This window comes from Rathayibacter sp. AY1B5, assembly GCF_002932795.1.
Taxonomy (GTDB): domain Bacteria; phylum Actinomycetota; class Actinomycetes; order Actinomycetales; family Microbacteriaceae; genus Rathayibacter.
Window position 1 is genome coordinate 41,853 of record NZ_PSWM01000015.1, and the last position, 18,180, is coordinate 60,032.

An 18,180-nucleotide genomic window follows, 5' to 3' on the forward strand; every position below is an offset into this window, starting at 1 on the left:
GACGGAGCGCTGAGCCGGGGTATAGCCTTCAAGGCTGCCCGGAGCTCTCCGGCCCGGTGGCACCTCCCGCCTCCCCGCTCACCCGGCAGGAGAGGCTCCGCACTCGTCGCGAAAGCCCTCCGCCGTGTCCGCTCCCGCCCTCCCGTCTCCCGGCGCTCCCGCGCAGAAGCGCCCGAGCACGCTGCAGACCCTGCTGCGCCTCGTCCCCTTCGTCGGCGACTCCCTGCCCCGGCTGGTCGGCGGCATCGCGGTCGCGCTCGTGGCGAGCCTGGTGTCGCTGGTCATCCCGATCGTCCTGCAGCAGCTCGTCGACGGGCCGCTGGGGGACGGAGCGGCGTCCGTCGGCTCCGGCGACCTCGGACCGCTGATCGGGCCGGTCGCCGTCATCCTCGTGCTCGGCGTCGTCGAGGCCGGTGCCATCGCGCTGCGGCGCCGGATGGTCCTCACCCCCAGCACGCGGATCGAGGCGCGCATGCGCTCGTCGCTCTACAGCCGGCTGCAGGACCTCCCCGTCTCGTTCCACGACCGCTGGCAGAGCGGGCAGCTCCTGTCGCGGGCGATGAGCGACCTCAGCCTCATCCGCCGCTGGATCGCCTTCGGCTTCGTCCTGCTCGTGGTCAATGCGCTGACGATCGTCGTCGGCTTCGGGGTCCTCGTCTACTGGAACCCGATCCTCGGCGTGCTCTTCGTCGTGTGCTCGATCCCGGTCTGGATCTACGGGTTCGCGTTCGAGAAGCGCTACTCGAGCATCGCGCGCCGCAGCCAGGACCAGGCCGGCGACCTCGCCACGACCGTCGAGCAGTCGGTGCACGGCATCCGCGTCCTCAAGGCCTTCGGCCGCCACCAGCACGCGCTGGAGAACTTCGCCGGCCAGGCCGAGAAGCTCCGCGGCACCGAGATCGACAAGGCCCGCGCCATCGCTGGGATCTGGCTCGTCCTGCTGCTGGTGCCGGACATCGCGTTCGCGCTCTGCCTGCTCGGCGGGGTCTGGCTCGCCGCGGCCGGCCAGCTGAGCGTCGGCGAGCTGTTCGCCTTCTTCGCCACCGCGACCGTGCTGCGCTGGCCGGTCGAGTCGATCGGCTTCCTCCTCTCGATGACCTTCGACACCCGCACCGCGGTCGACCGCTACTTCGAGGTGATGGACAGCCGGAACACCATCACCGACCCGGAGGACCCCGAGACGATCGCCGAGCCGCGCGGTCGGGTGCGCTTCCGCGACGTCCACTTCCGCTACCAGGACGCCCCCGAGCGCTACCGCGATCTCCTCGACGGCGTCGACCTCGAGGTCGAGCCGGGCGAGACGATGGCGCTGGTCGGCATCACCGGCTCCGGGAAGACGACGCTCACCGCTCTGCTCCCGCGCCTGTACGACGTGACCGGCGGAGCCATCGAGCTCGACGGCGTCGACATCCGCCGCCTGCGCCGCGACGAGCTGCGCACGCACATCGGCATGGCGTTCGAGGACGCGACGCTCTTCTCCACCAGCGTGCGCGAGAACGTCCTCCTCGGCCGACCCGATGCGACCGAGGAGGAGCTGCTCGAGGCCCTCGAGATCGCGCAGGCCGACTTCGTCCACCGCCTCCCCGAGGGCCTGGACACGAAGGTCGGCGAGGAGGGGATGAGCCTCTCCGGCGGCCAGCGCCAGCGCCTCGCCCTCGCCCGCGCGGTGGCCGCGCGTCCGGCGGTGCTCGTCCTCGACGACCCGCTCTCGGCGCTCGACGTCGACACGGAGGCGCGCGTCGAGGCCGGGCTGCGCCGCGTGCTCGGCGACACCACGGCGATCATCGTCGCCCACCGCCCCTCGACGGTGGCGCTCGCCGATCGCGTGGCCCTGATGGAGGAGGGCCGCATCACCGCGGTCGGCACCCACAGCGAGCTGCTCGCGAGCAGCCCGCACTACCGCTTCGTCATCTCGAGCCTCGAGGAGGACGAGCTGACCCGGCCCGCCGGGACCGAGCGCATCGGCTCCCGCCCCACGACGACCCACCAGGAGACGCGATCATGAGCACGCTCGGTTCCTCCGAGGAGCGCGACGACCTCAGCAGAGCGGAGTCGGCGGCCCTGCGCCGGCGCTCGCTGCGGCTGCTCGGCTCCCTGCTGCGGCCGCTCCGGCTGCGGCTGGTGCTCACCGCGGTCGTGGTCGTCGTCGCGACCGCTGCCCAGGTCGCCGGACCGGCGCTGATCGCGGCGGGCATCGACAACGGCCTGCCCGCGGTCCTCGCGGGGAACGCGGTCCCGCTGGCGGTCACGGTCGGCGCGTACATCCTCACCGGGCTCGTCGGCGCGCTCCTGGTCGCCTGGTACACCGTGCTCTCCGCGCGGGTGAGCCAGGCGATCTTGATCGACCTGCGCAAGCGGGTCTTCCTGCACACCCAGAAGCTGAGCCTGGAGTTCCACGAGAACTACACCTCCGGCCGGATCATCTCGCGTCAGACCAGCGACCTCGACTCCATCCGCGAGCTGCTCGACTCCGGCATCAACCAGCTGGTGCAGGGCGGGCTCTACATGGGCTTCGTCGCGATCGCCCTCGTCTCCCTGGACGGCGTGAGCGGCATCGTGCTCGCCTGCGCCCTGGTGCCGCTCGCGCTGCTCACCCGCTGGTTCCAGAAGCGCTCGCAGGCGCTGTTCCGCGGCACCCGCGTCGCCTCGTCGCGGCTGATCGTGCAGTTCGTGGAGTCGATGACCGGCATCCGCGCCGTGCAGACCTTCCGCACGCAGAAGCGCAACGAGTCCGTGTTCGGCGGGGTCGTCGAGCAGTACCGGCTCGCCTACAAGCGCGTCTTCGGGGTGTTCGGCACCTTCGACCCCGGGCTCGTGCTGATCGGCAACGTCACGGTCGCCGTGGTGCTGTTCATCGGCGGCGTCCGCGTGCTCGACGGCGGGCTCGAGATCGGCGCGCTGCTGGCGGTCCTGCTCTACACCCGGCGCTTCTTCGACCCGGTGCAGGAGATGGCGATGTTCTACAACTCCTACCAGTCGGCGGCCGCCGCGCTCGAGAAGATCTCGGGCGTGCTGGCCGAGGAGCCGAGCGTCCCGGATCCGGCGCGCCCGGTCGACCTGCGCCAGGCGCGGGGCCGCCTCGGCTTCGAGGGCGTCCGCTTCGCCTACACCGCCGACCGCGAGGTGCTGCCCCGCTTCGACCTCGACATCCCCGCGGGGCAGACCATCGCCCTCGTCGGGTCCACGGGCGCCGGCAAGACGACGCTCGCCAAGCTGATCTCGCGCTTCTACGACCCGAGCGACGGCGTGGTGACCCTCGACGGCGTGGACCTGCGGCAGCTGCACCCGAAGGACCTGCGGCGCGCGATCGTGATGGTCACCCAGGAGGCGTACCTCTTCTCCGGATCCGTCGCCGACAACATCGCGATCGGGCGGCCGACCGCGTCCTACGACGAGATCGTCCGGGCGGCGCAGGCGGTCGGCGCGCACGAGTTCATCCAGGCGCTGCCGGACGGCTACGACACCGACGTGAACAAGCGCGGCGGCCGCGTCTCGGCCGGTCAGCGCCAGCTGATCTCGTTCGCCCGCGCGTTCCTGGCCGACCCGGCGGTGCTGATCCTGGACGAGGCGACCTCCTCCCTCGACATCCCGAGCGAGCGCCTGGTGCAGCAGGGCCTGCAGACGCTCCTGGCCGACCGCACGGCGGTCATCATCGCGCACCGCCTCTCGACGGTCGCGATCGCCGACCGGGTGCTGGTGATGGAGCACGGCCGCATCGTCGAGGACGGCACCCCGGAGGCGCTCATCGCCGGCGAGGGCCGCTTCGCGACCCTGCACGCCGCCTGGCGGGACTCGCTGGTCTAGTCGGACGGCGCGGGGCGGGTGCGGTCTGCAGGCGTTCGTGCCGTCTGCAGGCACCCGTGCGATCTGCAGGCACCCGTGCCGTCTGCAGGGCTGGGTGCGATCTGCAGGGGATTTCGGCAAGAAGGCCGATTCCGCCGCGGAAGTCGGCCGGAAAGTCGAGCATCTCCTGCAGACGGCACGGCGATCCCCTGCAGACGGCCCCGGAGCCTGCACATCGCACGGGAGCCTGCAGACGGCACGGCGAACTCCTGCAGATCGCCCCGGAGCCTGCAGACGGCACGGCGAACTCCTGCACATCGCACCGGAGCCTGCAGACGGCACGGCGAACTCCTGCAGATCGCACTGGAGCCTGCAGATCGCACGAGACGGCGGCGGGAGTCGCGGGGAAGCGCTGAGGATCAGGGGCGCCAGCGGGCGGTGCGCACGTCTACTCGGTAGCCGGTCGGAGTGACGACGAGGGGCGTGCCCTCGCGCTCGTACTCGCGGCGGGCGCGCTCCTCGTGGCCGAGCGGAGGCGCGCCACCGGAGCGCACGACGCGCCACCAGGCCGTCTCCGAGCCGTAGCGGGCCATCACCATGCCGACCGCGCGCGACGCACGCGAGCCGAGGAGCGCGGCGATCTCGCCGTAGGCCATCACCTGCCCGGGCGGGATGGAGGCGACCACGTCGAGGACCGCGGAGACGAAGTCGGCACGCTCCGGCGCGTCCGGCACCGCCGTGGTCGGCCCCGGTGCGACGGAGTCCCCCCGAGCACGCGCGCCCCGCGCACCCTCCGCGCTCAGAGCGTCAGCGCCCCGATGTTCTCGCCGTACTGCGTCTCGCCGACGACCTCGAAGCCGATCCAGCGGAAGAACTGCTCGGGGCCGTCCTCGCCGGACTCCCAGATCACCGTGAGGGTGTCGAAGCCGCGGGCGCGGGCCTCGTCCGCGGTGGCGCGGACCGCGAAGGTTCCGACGCCTCGGCCCTGCTTCGCCGCGTCGATGTTGATGCGCCAGATGCAGCTGCGGAACTCCTCCGCCGCCTCGGGGTCGAAGTGCGCGTGGATGAAGCCGACGAGCTCGTCGCCGTCCATCACGGCCCGCTGCCAGGAGGCGCCCGGGTCGATCACGGCGGCGGCGGCGGAGTAGGAGACCGGGGCGATGAACTGCTCCTGGCCGGGTTTGAGGCTCAGCCCGTTGACGGCGGAGATGTTCGAGGCGGACAGCTCTTCCAGGCGGAGGTCACTCATGCCGTCACTGTACCGGCGGCGTGCGGCGGCGGGCATCCTCCTGTCGGGCGACGCGGACGGGCCGTCGGGCCGACGGCGGAGAAGTGTCTCGACATCGAGACAGTTCGGGCCTCGGGTAGGCTGGCGGAGGCCATCCGGAGCGGTGCAGAGCCGCCCGTCCCGCACAGGTGCGGGGTCATCGACACCATGGGAGAGCAATGTCCAAGATCAAGGTTGAGGGAACGGTCGTCGAGCTCGACGGCGACGAGATGACGCGCATCATCTGGCAGAAGATCAAGGACACCCTCATCCACCCGTACCTCGACGTGAACCTCGAGTACTACGACCTCGGCATCGAGTACCGCGACGAGACGGACGACCAGGTCACGATCGACGCGGCGCACGCCATCCAGAAGCACGGCGTCGGCGTGAAGTGCGCGACCATCACCCCTGACGAGGCCCGCGTCGAGGAGTTCGGCCTGAAGAAGATGTGGAAGTCGCCCAACGGCACGATCCGCAACATCCTCGGCGGCGTGATCTTCCGCGAGCCCATCATCATCTCGAACATCCCGCGCCTGGTCCCCGGCTGGAACAAGCCGATCATCATCGGCCGCCACGCGTTCGGCGACCAGTACCGCGCCACCGACTTCGTCTTCAAGGGCAAGGGCACGCTGACCGTCGAGTTCACGCCCGAGGACGGCTCCGAGCCGATGAGGTTCGAGGTCTACAAGGCCCCGGACGACGGCATCGCGCAGGTCCAGTACAACCAGGACGCGTCGATCCGCGACTTCGCCCGCTCGTCGCTCAACTACGGCCTCTCGCGCAACTACCCGGTCTACCTCTCCACCAAGAACACGATCCTCAAGGCCTACGACGGCCGCTTCAAGGACATCTTCGAGGAGATCTTCGAGACCGAGTTCAAGGAGCGCTTCGACGCCGCGGGACTCACCTACGAGCACCGCCTCATCGACGACATGGTCGCCTCGGCCATGAAGTGGGAGGGCGGCTACGTCTGGGCCTGCAAGAACTACGACGGCGACGTCCAGTCCGACACCGTCGCGCAGGGCTTCGGCTCGCTGGGCCTGATGACCTCCGTGCTCTCCACGCCCGACGGCAGCGTCGTCGAGGCGGAGGCGGCGCACGGCACCGTCACGCGCCACTACCGCCAGCACCAGGCCGGCAAGCCCACCTCGACCAACCCGATCGCCTCGATCTACGCCTGGACGCGCGGCCTCGCGCACCGCGGCAAGCTCGACGGCAACCAGGAGCTCATCGACTTCTCGCTCACCCTGGAGGACGTCGTCATCAAGACCGTCGAGTCCGGGAAGATGACGAAGGACCTCGCTCTGCTCGTCGGCCCCGAGCAGGGCTGGCAGACGACCGAGGAGTTCCTCGCCACCCTCGACGAGAACCTGAAGGCCCGCATGTCGGCCTGACCTCCGGCTCCAGCAGACCGTCCGGCCCGCACGATCCTCGGATCCTGCGGGCCGGACGCGTCTCCGGGCCCGGCGGGCGGCGCCGGGTCGGGGCCGAGCGCGTCAGAGCGCCCGGGCGAGCTCCTCCATCGCGTGGAGCGGATCGGGCCCCGACGGCATCAGCACGACGCTCGAGGCGCCGGCCTTGTGCAGCAGCCCGATGCGGCGACGAGCGTCCTCGGGAGTGCCCACGACGGCCAGCTGGTCGACCCAGGCGTCGGGCAGGTCGCGGACGAACGCGGCGCGGTCGGCGCTCGCAGCCCGCAGGCGGGCGAAGTCCTCGGCGAAGGGGAGCGGCTCGATGTGCGGCGCCCAGTCCGGCTCGCCGATCCACTCGAGTCCGGGCCGGACCGCGTCGCGCGCGGCGGCCGCGTCGTCGTCCACGGCGGCCACGTTGTAGGCGACGATCCGCCCGGTGCCGCCGAGGTGGCCGCGGGCCGCCGCGAGGTACTCCGGAGTGACGGGCTCGGCCAGGACGGCCCCGTCGGCGATCCGGCCGGCGAGCGCCAGCGACTTCGGTCCGCGGACGCCGGCCAGCAGCGGCGGCACGACGGCGGGCGGCGACTCCAGGACGAGGGCGTCCACGTGCACGTAGCGGCCGGAGCGGTCGGTGCGCTCGCCGGAGAGCAGCGAGCGGATCGCGTCGAACTGCTCCTCGAGCAGGGAGAGCGGGCTGCGCGGCCAGACTCCGAGGCCGCGCATCCAGTGCGGCATCCCGTGCCCGATGCCGGCGTGGACGCGGCCGGGGAACAGCTCGGCGAGGGTGCCCAGCTCCATCGCGGTGAAGGCCGCCGTGCGGACGGCGGCGGGCAGGATGCCGATGCCGACGACGATCCGCTCGGTGGCGGCGAGCACCGCGCCGGCCTGGGCGATGCCGCCGCGGAAGCCGAGGTCCTCGACCACCCAGAGCTCGTCGAAGCCGAGCTCCTCGGCGCGGCGGGCGTAGCCGAGCACCTCGGAGGCGGGGAGATCGCGGGGGAGCAGGACGCCGACGGCTGTGTCTGAGGAGGAGGCGCGCATCCGGCCAGCGTAGGGCGTGCGGGCAGGCGGAGGGCCCGCCCGCACGACCGCGGACGGGCCCTCCGTCGTCGTCCTACTCGGCCGCCGCCTCGCCGATCCGCACCTGCTCGGGGCGGGCGGTCGAGACGACCTCGATGCGGCGGGGGCGCGCCTTCTCGCTGACCGGGATGGTCACCGAGAGCACGCCGTTGTCGTAGGACGCGGCGATGCGCTCGGTGTCGACGCCCTGGCCGGGGCTCAGCTGGCGGACGAAGGTCGCCGACTGGCGCTCCCGGGTGATCCAGGTGACGTCGTCGCCGCTCGCGACGGTGCGCTGGGCGCGGATGGTGAGGAGCTGACCGTCGACGTCGACGGATCCCGGGTCGATGCCGGGGAGGTCGGCGGTGAGGACGTCGTGGTCGCCGTCCCGGTACAGGTCGATCGGCATCCAGCGGGGCCCTGGCCGGAGCCGAGGAGGGCGGTGGCGAGGCGGTCCAGCTCGCGGACGGGGTCGTAGGTGACAACCATGAGATCACTCCGTTCAGTCGTGCAACGAAGAGTTCCAAGAGTCGAGCCGACCCGGCTCAACGCCAGCAGATCAGCACTCGGGGGGCGGGAGTGCCACTGCCGCGGGCCGCCTCGGCGTCAACTTCGTTACCTGTTCGTAACAAAGCTGGGCAATCGAGTTCGTAGGGTCGTTTCTGTGTGGAAACCGATCCGGTTCCCAGCGAATGTGAGTAAGGACATCGATTGCCGATCCACCTGTCCCACCGACCACCCGTCCGCCGCGCTGAGAGGCGCATCCTCGCGGGCCTCGCCGTCCTCGGAGTGGCCGCGACCGCGGCCTTCGCCACCACCGGCGCCAGTGCCGCCCCTCTCGCCGGCAGCGCCTCGCTCGTCGGCGGGCTCTCCGTCGGCCAGAGCTTCGACGACGGCGATTACGTCGTCACCCTCGTCGAGCCCTCCGCGGCCACCTACCAGGGCAGCGACGCCCGCTTCGCGCGCACCGCGCCCGTCGACGGTGCGCAGCTGCAGGCCGCCTCGGCTCCGGTGGAGGACTACTCCGCCCACCTGGAGCAGCGCCAGGAGGACGTCGCCTCCGCGGTCGACGCCGCCATCGGCTACCACTACACCGTCGCCCTCAACGGCTTCTCCGCGACCCTCTCGGGCGAGCAGGCGGGCGAGCTCGCGAGCCGCCGCGACGTCGCCCAGGTGCGCAAGGTCGAGAACCTGAAGGTCGACCGCGCCGCGCAGGCCTCGCCGCTCGCCGCGGCCGCCGCCGGCATCCCGGTGCCCGACACCGGACAGCAGCGCTCCACCGACTTCCTCGGCCTCGAGGGCGAGAACGGCGTCTGGCAGAAGCTGGGCGGCATCGACAAGGCGGGCGAAGGCGTCGTCGTCGGCGTCATCGACTCCGGCATCGCGCCCGAGAACCCCTCCTTCGCGGGCGCGCCCCTGGCGACCTCGCCCGGAGCGGCCCCCTACACGGACGGCACCACCACCTCCTTCGTGAAGTCGGACGGCGGAACCTTCGTCGGCTCCTGCTCGCCGGGGCTCCCCGCCTCCGAGCAGTGGGACGGCGACGAGTGCAACCAGAAGCTCATCGGCGCACGCTGGTTCCTCGCGGACGAGGAGGTCGGCTCGACGGACAACCCCGAGTACCGCTCCCCGCGCGACGCCGACGGACACGGCTCGCACACCGCGAGCACGGCAGCCGGCAACAACGGCGTCGAGGCGAGCGTCGACGGCTACGACTACGGGAAGATCTCCGGAGTCGCCCCGGCCGCCAAGGTCGCCGCGTACAAGGTCTGCTGGAACGGACCCGACGAGGGCACCGACGACGACGACTTCTGCTCCGGAGCGGGCATCCTCGCGGCCATCGACGCCGCGACCAAGGACGGCGTCGACGTCATCAACTTCTCCATCGGCGGCGGCTCGGCCACCTCGACCCTGACCGCGATCGACGAGGCGTTCCTCAACGCCGCCGCCGCCGGCGTCTTCGTCGCGGCCTCGGCCGGCAACTCCGGTGCGGGCGCCTCCACGCTCGACCACGCGTCGCCCTGGTACACCACGGTCGCCGCGTCCTCGATCCCGACCTACACGGCCACCGCCACCCTCGGTGACGGCCAGAAGTTCGTCGGAGGATCCATCTCGGTCCACGAGGACGTCACCGGACCGCTGGTGAACAGCGCCGACGTCGTCCGCTCGGGCACCGAGAACCCCGCCATCTGCGAGACCGGCACCCTCGACCCCGACAAGGTGAAGGGCAAGGTCGTCGCCTGCACCGCGGGCGTCACCGCGCGCGTCTCCAAGTCGGCCGAGGTCGAGCGGGCCGGCGGCATCGGCATGCTGCTGCTCAACCCGACCCCGAACGCCCTGCACGTCGACGACCACTCGGTCCCCAGCATCCAGATCGACTCGCAGGCCTACCAGGCGATCACGACCTACGCCGGCACCGCCGGTGCGACCGTGAACCTCTCCGAGGGCAACTCGTCCGGTGCCTCCATCCCCGTCCCGCAGGTCGCCGGCTTCTCGTCGCGCGGACCCGCTGAGGCGGACGGCGCCGACGTGCTGAAGCCCGACCTCACGGCGCCCGGCGTCGCGATCCTGGCCGACAGCTTCAACGCCGAGGGCGACGACCCCGCCTTCGCGTTCGAGTCCGGCACCTCGATGTCGTCGCCGCACGTGGCGGGCCTCGGCGCGCTGATCCTCGGCGCGACCCCGAAGGCCACGCCGTCCGCGGTGAAGTCGGCCATGATGACCTCCGCCTACGACAGCGTCGACCAGTCGGGCGCCGCGTCCGAGGACGTCTTCGCCCAGGGTGCCGGACACGTCGACCCGGCCGCGTTCCTCGACCCCGGACTGCTCTACCAGAGCGGCACCGAGGACTGGATCGCCTTCCTCAAGGGCGCCGGCTACGTCTTCACCTCGAACCCGGTGATCGACCCGATCGCCGCGATCGACCCGTCCGACCTCAACCAGGCCTCGATCGCGATCGGCGCCCTCGCGGGCACGCAGACCGTGACCCGCACGGTCACCTCGACCGGCGCAGGCACCTACACCGCCTCGGTCGACGGCCTCGCCGGCATCGACACCGTCGTCTCGCCCTCGACCCTCTCCTTCACGGGTGCGGGCCAGACGGCGGAGTACACGGTCTCCTTCACCACCGGCTCGGCGGCGCTCAACCAGTTCGCCACCGGCTACCTGACCTGGGCGAGCGCGGAGCACGACGTCCGCAGCCCGATCGCGGTGCGCCCCGTCCTCCTGGACGCGCCCTACGAGGTCTCCGGCACCGGCTCGACCGGCACCGGCACGGTGACGGTCACGCCCGGCATCACCGGCGCGCTGCCGCTCACCGCGAGCGGTCTCGCCGAGGGAGTCCTCGCCGAGGACGCCACCGCCGCCGACGGACACTCGGCGACGCTCCCCACGGGGAAGTCGCTGACGACCACCGTCGTCGTGCCGGAGGGCGCCGAGTTCGCCCGCTTCGACCTCGACTCGCTCGACGACGCGGCCGACCTCGACCTCACCGTCACCAGTGAGAGCACCGACACGGTCTTCACCTCGGCGACCGGCTCGGCCGACGAGCGCGTCGACATCGCCGACCCCGCCCCGGGCGAGTACACGGTCCAGGCCGATGTCTACTCGACCGCTCCGGGGTCCCCGACCGTCACGTTCGACTTCCGCAGCTTCGTCATCACTCCGGAGAACGGTCTCGGCTCGCTGAGCGCCGACCCCGCCGTGGTCGACGCGGTGCAGGGCGAGCCGATCGCGTACGCGGTCTCCTGGTCGAACCTGGCGGGCCCGGCCCGCTACCTCGGCCGTGTCGCCTACACCGACTCGGGACTCGCGACGCTCGTGAGCGTCGACGTCACCGAGGCGGTCACTTCCACCCCGACGCCGACCGCGACTCCGGAGCCCACGGGCACCCCGGAGCCGACCGCGACGCCGACGGCCGGCCCCACCGCCGGACCGGGGGAGCCCACCTCCACGCCGACCGCCGGACCGGGCGCGCCCGGCCACGGCGCCGGCGGCCTCCCGTCGACGGGCTTCGACGGTGGTCTCCTCGGAGCCGCCGCCCTCGCCCTCCTCGGTGCGGGTGCTGTGATCACCGGCCTCCGACGCCGCGCCCTGGCGCAGCGTGAGGCGGGCGCCGCGGAGTAGTCCTCCGCGACCGCCGCGAACGGCCGTCCCCCTGCTCCTCCTGGAGCGGCGGGGGCGGCCGTTCGCCGTTCCCGGGCAGGGGAGGCGGAGACGGGTCGGCTCGCGATGCGGTCGGGATCAGGAGCGCGCGAGCCACGCGCGGGGGCAGGGCTCGGGGCAGTGCCCGCACCGACTCGGTCGGTTCCGCTCAGAGCCCGCGATGCCCGCTCGACGACAGCGGTGCCCGGCTCCGGGCGAGCGCTTCCTCGGCCTGGGCGGCCGACGTCCGGCTCAGAGGGAGCGGCGTCCCGCGATGACGCCGGAGACGACGGCGAGGACGCCGAAGACGATCGCGACGACCGGCTGGCCGAGGTCCAGCCACGCCAGCGCGGCGGCGCCCATCACGAGCAGCTCGATCAGCGAACGGCCGTAGACGTCGATCGCGAGGACAGCGCGCGGCGAGAGGAAGAGCGCCCAGATCAGCGCGGCGACCACCGGAGCGCCGATGCCGAGGACGATGTTCCACGGGAGGTCCCACGACGCGAAGCCCCAGAGGGCGAAGGTCGCCAGCGCGACGAGCTCCAGGAGGAAGCGGAGGATCGCGTTCGGGCCGATCCTGATGTCGGTGCCCGCGGTGTCCGCTCCTGCTCGATTCACGCCGACCATGCTAGCCGCCGGAGGTCAGCGGAAGATGATGGTGCGGGCCCCGTCGAGGAGCACCCGGTCCTCCGCGAACCACTTGACCGCCTGCGTGAGCGTGCGGCTCTCCTCGTCCTGCCCGATCGCCACGAGCTGGGCGACCGAGTGCGAGTGGTCCACGCGCACCACGTTCTGCTCGATGATCGGCCCCTCGTCGAGATCGCTGGTGACGAAGTGCGCGGTCGCGCCGATCAGCTTGACGCCGCGGGCGTGCGCCTGCTTGTAGGGGTTCGCGCCCTTGAAGCCCGGCAGGAACGAGTGGTGGATGTTGATGGCGCGGCCGGCCAGGCGCGCGCAGAGCTCGGGGGAGAGGATCTGCATGTAGCGCGCCAGGACCACGAGCTCGACGTCGTGCTCCTCGACGACCTCCAGCACGCGCTCCTCGAACCCGCGCTTCGACTCCGGCGAGACCACGGGTCGCGACTCGAAGGGCACGCCGTAGAACTCGGCGAGGTCGCGGAGGCTGCCGTGGTTGGACAGGATCATCGGGATGTCCACCGCGAGCTGCCCGGCGCGCTGGCGGAAGAGCAGGTCGTTGACGCAGTGCGCGGCGGTGGAGGCGAGGACGAGGGTGCGCAGCGGTCGGCCGACGACATCGAGGCGCCAGGTCATCCCGTAGTGCTCGGTGATCGGCAGCAGCGCGGCCGCGAACTCCTCGCGGCTGATCGGCGACTCCACCTGCAGTCGCATGAAGAAGCGGCCGGTGTCGGCGCTCGAGAACTGCTGGCTCTCGGTGATGTTGCCGCGGGCCTGGACGACGGCGCCGGACACGGCGTGCACGATGCCGGGCTGGTCGGGGCAGGCGAACGTGAGGGTCCAGTGGTTGCCCGTGGGCCGGGTGCCGGACCACGCGGCGTCGCTGCCCGTCGGACGGGTGCTCGCGGAGGCGGGCCGGGGAGTCGCGGACGCGGCGGGTTCGGGCTGCATCCGCCCAGGATAACGGTGGGGCACGGGGCGGTCGGCGCGCCTCAGCCCGCGTCGACCGACACGGCGGCGACGGGTCCCGTCCGCCCGGCCGGGGAGGAGTAGCGGACCCCGATCGCGTGCCTCCCGGGGCCGACCTGCAGGGTCGCAGCGAGGACGGGGGCACCGGGAGCGAGGGATCGCACCTGCTCGCCGTCGACCAGGAGGTCGAGGCCGTCCGCGTCGGGATCGGCGAGCACGAGCACGCCGACCGCGCCCCCGCTCGATGCGGCCCGGGCGAGGAGCACCGGAGCGCGCAGGTCGACCGTCTCGGGGGCGCTGACTCCTGCGGCGGTGCGCGCCAGCACCGCGGTCGTGCCGGCGGGCAGGGGGAGCGCCGGCACTGTCCAGGAGCCGGCGGCGTCGGCGGTGGCGGATCCCCAGCGGCGTCCGTCGGAGGCGTCCTCGAGGATCATCTCGGCGCCGGGCGCGGCGGTGCCCCGGGCATCGGGCAGCAGCCGGCCGTCGGTGTCGAGTGCGAGGGTCGGCGCGGCCGCGGCGGGTGGTGCAGGTGTCGCGGTCGGTGCGGGCGCCGGAGTTCCGTCGGGAGCCGCGGGGGTCCGCGGAGTCGTCGGCGCCGGTGTCGGGGTGCTCGGTGCGGGAGTGGTGACCGGAGCCGGAGTGCCCGGAGCCGGAGTCGCGACCGGTGTCGGAGCGCTCGGCGCAGGAGTCGCGACCGGACCGGATGTGCTCGGCGCCCGGGTCGCGACCGGAGTCGGAGTGCCCGGTGCCGGAGCCGGAGTGCCCGGTGCGGGAGTCGTGTTCGGGACGGAGGGCCGGACCGGACCGGAGGGCAGGCTCGGGCCGGTGCCGACCGGGCTCGGCGCGGAGCTCCCGGTCGCGACCCCCGGCGACCCGGAGGGTGTCGGAGCCGCGGTGACGGCGGGGGAGGGCGCCGGTGCCGCGCTGCCGATCGCGGCAGGGCGATCCGGGTCCGCGGCAGGAGCCGGTGAGGCGTCCGCCTCGATCCCACTCGACGCCGGTGCGCCGACAGGATCGGGGGACGACTCCCGCTGCGGCGGGCGTCCCGTCCTCCCGAGGGTCGCGCGCGTCGCTCCGGCATCGTTCCCTCCGTCCCCGGCCGGCACCGTGCTCCTCGGAGCGGAGCCGGAGTCGCTGGACCGCCCCGCCGGAACGCCGTCCGCTCCTGCACTCGCGCGGTCCGCGGCCGACGGGCCGGTCTCCGACCCGTCGGCGCTCGCCGTCGCTCCTCCGCTCGCCGTCGCTCCTCCGCTCGCCGTCGGCGCAGGTGTCTCGGCCGTTCCGCCCTCGTCCTCCCGGGTGGCGGCGTCCATCGCCGCCACGACCGCCCCGTTCCCGCTCCCCGACAGCAGCAGTGCCGTCCCGACGACTCCCGCGACCGCGAGTGCCGCCGCAGCGGACGCGGCGACGACCACTCCCGTTCCGCTGCCCGCTCCCGAGGCCCGGACAGCTCTCGACGCCCGGACCGCGCTCGGCAGCGGACCGGCGGCCGCGCCGGAGCCTCCGCCCGCCGCCCAGGCGGCCGCACCGCTCACTCCGGCGGTCAGCGGCAGCAGCACCGAGGCGAGGCGGCGCGCGGTGCTCTCGGCCTCCGACAGCGCCTCGCGGCAGGCGAGACACCCCTCCAGGTGCCGGTCGATGCGGCGCCTGTCGCGGGCCGGCACGCGTCCTCGCGCGTGCGTCCCCGCCCGCTCGAGCACCCACTCGCACTCGCCCGTCGCCGAAGCGTCCGCCACGTGCTCCCGGATCCACGCGGAGCGCAGCCCCTCCCGCGCCCGGACCCCGAGCGCTGCGACCGCGTTGGGCCGCAGCCCCATCAGCGGCGCGGCGGCGGCGGGGGACAGGCCCTCCACCTCCGTGTACCAGAGCACCTCCTGCCAGCGCGGCGGCAGCGTCCGGAACGCGCGCGCGCCCAGGTCCCGCTCGAGGGCGGCGAGGGCGTGCGCCTCGGGATCGGGGCCCGCGGAGGGGAGGGCGCGGTCGGCCTCGTCGAACGGCCGCTCGTGCCTGCCCCGCCGGGCCCAGGACCCCGCGACGTTGCGGACGGCGGTGAAGAAGTACGGGCGGAAGGCGCCCTCGGGTCCGCCGCCGCTCTCGACGGCCCGGAGGACGCGGAGGAACGCCTCCGACACCAGGTCGTCGGGATCGGAGCTGCTCGCCCACGCCCGGGCCACGGTGCGGCCGGCCGCGGAGTGCCGGCGCCAGAGCTCGGACACGGCGTCCGTGCGGCCCTTCCGGACCAGCGCGAGGAGCTCGCTGTCGCTCCGATCATCGATGCGCTCGGAGCCGTGTCGAGATGCCACTGCGGCGCCCTCCTCACCGGCCCCGCACCGGCGCCGACCGAGGGATCGTCGCACGGACCCGAGCGGCCCTCGTCAGAGTGGCGCGTCTCCCGCGCCACTCTGCCCCCTTGCTAGAGTGGGGCCGCCGCGACTGGCGTTCGGATGGGTGACCATCAGGGAGCGGCACCTCCTCCGGGGCAGCGCCCCGGACACTTTTCCCGCCGCACGCCTGGGCTGGAACGGATACCGTAGATCGGGTCGCCCGAACGAGCCGTGTCGCGCCGCCGCGACCTGCCGGGCCCCTTCCGTTTCCCAGCCAAGGAGCGTCCGTGTCCTCTTCCCCCGCCAGCCCCGGCGTCGCCGCCTCGTTCGACCAGCCCGTGTCGGTGGTCGACCCCGAGATCGCCGCCGTGCTCCAGCAGGAGCTCGACCGCCAGCGCGGCTACCTCGAGATGATCGCGAGCGAGAACTTCGTGCCGCGCGCGATCCTCGAGTCGCAGGGCTCCGTCCTGACCAACAAGTACGCCGAGGGCTACCCCGGACGCCGCTACTACGGCGGCTGCGAGTACGTCGACATCGCCGAGCAGCTCGCGATCGACCGGGCCAAGGCCCTCTTCGGTGCCGAGTTCGCCAACGTCCAGCCGCACTCCGGAGCCTCCGCCAACGCCGCGGCGCTCGCCGCCCTCGTGCAGCCCGGAGACACCATCCTCGGCCTCGAGCTCGCGCACGGCGGCCACCTGACCCACGGCATGAAGCTGAACTTCTCGGGCAAGCTCTACAACGCGACCGCGTACGGCGTCGACCCGCAGACCTTCCGGATCGACATGGACGCGGTCCGCGAGAAGGCCCTCGAGGTCCGCCCGCAGGTGCTCATCGCCGGCTGGTCCGCCTACCCCCGTCAGCTCGACTTCGAGGCGTTCCGCGCCATCGCCGACGAGGTCGGCGCGAAGCTCTGGGTCGACATGGCCCACTTCGCCGGCCTCGTGGCGGCCGGGCTGCACCCGTCGCCGGTGCCCTACGCCGACGTCGTGACCACCACCGTCCACAAGACGCTGGCCGGCCCGCGCTCGGGGCTCATCCTCGCGAAGCAGGAGTACGCCAAGAAGCTGAACTCGGCCGTCTTCCCCGGCCAGCAGGGCGGCCCGCTGATGCACGTGATCGCCGCGAAGGCGACCGCGTTCAAGCTCGCCGGCGAGCCCGAGTTCGCCGACCGCCAGGCACGCACCATCCGCGGCGCGCAGATCCTCGCCGAGCGCCTCACGGCGGCCGACTCGAAAGCCGAGGGCATCGACGTCCTGACCGGCGGCACGGACGTCCACCTCGTCCTCGCCGACCTGCGCGACTCGCCTCTGGACGGCAAGCAGGCCGAGGACCGCCTCCACGAGGTCGGCATCACGGTCAACCGCAACGCCGTGCCGTTCGACCCCCGCCCGCCGATGGTCACCTCGGGCCTGCGCATCGGCACGCCGGCGCTCGCGACCCGCGGCTTCGGCGACACGGAGTTCACCGAGGTCGCCGACGTCATCGCCGAGGCGCTCAAGCCCTCGGCCGACCTCGAGGCGCTGCGCGGCCGGGTCGCCCGCCTCACCGACGACTTCCCGCTCTACCCCGGGCTGTAGTCGATCCGCTGCACCACCCGCGCGGCGGAGGCCGGGGCACCGCCCCCCTCCGCCGCGCCACGACCGAGGAGACCGCGATGACGGCACAGGTACTCGACGGCGTCGCGACGGCGACCGCTGTCAAGACGGAGATCGCGGAGCGGGTCGCCGCTCTGCGCGAACGGGGCGTCGTGCCCGGGCTCGGCACGCTGCTGGTGGGGGACGACCCCGCCTCCCGCTCGTACGTCGCGGGCAAGCACCGCGACTGCGCGGAGGTCGGGATCGAGTCGATCCGCGTGGACCTCCCGGCGACCGCGTCGGCGGACGACATCCGCGCCGCCATCCGGCAGCTCAACGACTCGGAGGCCGTGACCGGGTACATCATCCAGCTCCCGCTGCCGAAGGGCATCGACGAGAACGCGATGCTCGAGCTGATGGATCCGGACAAGGACGCCGACGGCCTGCACCCCACCAACCTGGGCCGCCTGGTGCTCGGCGTCGAGGGCGAGCTGGACAGTCCGCTGCCCTGCACGCCGAACGGCATCGTCGAGATGCTGCAGCGCCACGGGATCCCGACCTCGGGCAGGCACGTCGTCGTCATCGGCCGCGGGCTCACCGTCGGCCGTCCGCTCGGGCTCCTGCTCACGCGGAAGGGCCTCGACGCCACCGTGACTCTCACCCACTCCCGCACGGCCGATCTCGCCGCGGAGGTGCGCCGCGCCGACATCGTGGTGGCGGCCGTGGGCGTGCCCGGGCTCATCCGCGCCGACTGGGTGAAGCCCGGCGCCGCCGTGCTCGACGTGGGCATCACGAGGGTCGAGAACCCCGAGACGGGCCGGGCGAAGCTGACCGGCGACGTCGCTCCGGAGGTCTCGGAGGTCGCGGGCTGGCTCTCGCCGGTCCCCGGAGGCGTCGGCCCGATGACGCGGGCGATGCTCATCCACAACGTGGTGACGGCGGCCGAGCGCGCCCTGCGCTGACCGGTTCCTCGCCACGGGACCCTCGCCGGACCGCGCTCGGGGGCGACG

The 18,180-nt window shown here is 73.0% G+C and carries 12 protein-coding genes and 1 pseudogene; 6 read left to right on the forward strand and 7 right to left on the reverse strand.

The genetic code is table 11. From position 1 onward, the window contains the following. Window positions 1–124: 124 nt before the first annotated feature. Window positions 125–2,005 (forward strand): ABC transporter ATP-binding protein, encoded by a 1,881-nt coding sequence (locus tag C5D44_RS10655; protein WP_104281644.1) that lies wholly within the window; start codon window positions 125–127, stop codon window positions 2,003–2,005. Further along, window positions 2,002–3,804 (forward strand): ABC transporter ATP-binding protein, encoded by a 1,803-nt coding sequence (locus C5D44_RS10660; RefSeq protein WP_104276940.1) that lies wholly within the window; start codon window positions 2,002–2,004, stop codon window positions 3,802–3,804. Before C5D44_RS10655 ends, C5D44_RS10660 begins: the two co-directional genes overlap by 4 nt. A gap of 398 nt (window positions 3,805–4,202) precedes the next feature. Here C5D44_RS10660 and C5D44_RS10665 read toward each other — a convergent pair whose 3' ends face one another. Next, a complete protein-coding gene (locus C5D44_RS10665; RefSeq protein WP_104281645.1) occupies window positions 4,203–4,517 on the reverse strand; it encodes an MGMT family protein in 315 nt (104 codons plus the stop codon). Window positions 4,518–4,582: 65 nt separating this feature from the next. Then, entirely contained in the window at window positions 4,583–5,032 is a 450-nt protein-coding gene (locus C5D44_RS10670) for a GNAT family N-acetyltransferase (protein WP_104224946.1), read from the reverse strand. Between the two features lie 197 nt (window positions 5,033–5,229). Here C5D44_RS10670 and C5D44_RS10675 point away from each other — a divergent pair, with 197 nt between their 5' ends. Further along, window positions 5,230–6,447 (forward strand): NADP-dependent isocitrate dehydrogenase, encoded by a 1,218-nt coding sequence (locus C5D44_RS10675; protein WP_104224939.1) that lies wholly within the window; start codon window positions 5,230–5,232, stop codon window positions 6,445–6,447. A gap of 102 nt (window positions 6,448–6,549) precedes the next feature. Here C5D44_RS10675 and C5D44_RS10680 read toward each other — a convergent pair whose 3' ends face one another. Then, the gene (locus C5D44_RS10680; RefSeq protein WP_104281646.1) at window positions 6,550–7,506 is read right to left on the reverse strand and encodes an LLM class flavin-dependent oxidoreductase; all 957 of its coding nucleotides are present in this window, start codon (window positions 7,504–7,506) and stop codon (window positions 6,550–6,552) included. A gap of 73 nt (window positions 7,507–7,579) precedes the next feature. Continuing rightward, window positions 7,580–8,013, reverse strand: a pseudogene (locus tag C5D44_RS10685) (Hsp20/alpha crystallin family protein). Window positions 8,014–8,235: 222 nt separating this feature from the next. Between C5D44_RS10685 and C5D44_RS10690 the strand changes: the two are divergent. Next, entirely contained in the window at window positions 8,236–11,649 is a 3,414-nt protein-coding gene (locus tag C5D44_RS10690; RefSeq protein ID WP_104281647.1) for a S8 family serine peptidase, read from the forward strand. 270 nt (window positions 11,650–11,919) lie between these two features. On the opposite strand, the gene C5D44_RS10695 is transcribed toward C5D44_RS10690, so the two are convergent. Genes C5D44_RS10695 through C5D44_RS10705 form a run of 3 tightly spaced genes read right to left on the reverse strand, consistent with a single transcriptional unit; the run spans window position 11,920 to window position 15,575 of the window. Then, on the reverse strand, window positions 11,920–12,285 hold the full coding sequence (locus tag C5D44_RS10695; protein WP_104276971.1) for a YrdB family protein: 366 nt from the start codon (window positions 12,283–12,285) through the stop codon (window positions 11,920–11,922). A gap of 24 nt (window positions 12,286–12,309) precedes the next feature. Then, a complete protein-coding gene (gene purU, locus C5D44_RS10700; protein WP_104276945.1) occupies window positions 12,310–13,254 on the reverse strand; it encodes a formyltetrahydrofolate deformylase in 945 nt (314 codons plus the stop codon). 41 nt (window positions 13,255–13,295) lie between these two features. Further along, complete coding sequence (locus C5D44_RS10705; RefSeq protein ID WP_181118493.1) at window positions 13,296–15,575, reverse strand: sigma-70 family RNA polymerase sigma factor; 2,280 nt, start codon at window positions 15,573–15,575, stop codon at window positions 13,296–13,298. A gap of 308 nt (window positions 15,576–15,883) precedes the next feature. On the opposite strand from C5D44_RS10705, the gene glyA reads away from it, so the two are divergent. Both glyA and C5D44_RS10715 read left to right on the forward strand, forming a co-directional pair. After that, window positions 15,884–17,173: a serine hydroxymethyltransferase gene (gene glyA / locus C5D44_RS10710; protein ID WP_104224723.1), complete on the forward strand. Its 1,290-nt coding sequence runs from the start codon at window positions 15,884–15,886 to the stop codon at window positions 17,171–17,173. Between the two features lie 77 nt (window positions 17,174–17,250). Beyond that, window positions 17,251–18,132: a bifunctional methylenetetrahydrofolate dehydrogenase/methenyltetrahydrofolate cyclohydrolase gene (locus tag C5D44_RS10715; protein WP_104276947.1), complete on the forward strand. Its 882-nt coding sequence runs from the start codon at window positions 17,251–17,253 to the stop codon at window positions 18,130–18,132. Window positions 18,133–18,180: the final 48 nt, after the last annotated feature.

What these genes read in the sequence shown, in the direction of transcription:
- C5D44_RS10660 (WP_104276940.1), top strand. Translation starts at nt 2,002, where the DNA reads ATGAGCACGCTCGGTTCCTCCGAGGAGCGCGACGACCTCAGCAGAGCG.
- C5D44_RS10670 (WP_104224946.1), bottom strand. Translation starts at nt 5,032, where the DNA reads ATGAGTGACCTCCGCCTGGAAGAGCTGTCCGCCTCGAACATCTCCGCC.
- C5D44_RS10675 (WP_104224939.1), top strand. Translation starts at nt 5,230, where the DNA reads ATGTCCAAGATCAAGGTTGAGGGAACGGTCGTCGAGCTCGACGGCGAC.
- C5D44_RS10680 (WP_104281646.1), bottom strand. Translation starts at nt 7,506, where the DNA reads ATGCGCGCCTCCTCCTCAGACACAGCCGTCGGCGTCCTGCTCCCCCGC.
- purU (WP_104276945.1), bottom strand. Translation starts at nt 13,254, where the DNA reads ATGCAGCCCGAACCCGCCGCGTCCGCGACTCCCCGGCCCGCCTCCGCG.
- C5D44_RS10715 (WP_104276947.1), top strand. Translation starts at nt 17,251, where the DNA reads ATGACGGCACAGGTACTCGACGGCGTCGCGACGGCGACCGCTGTCAAG.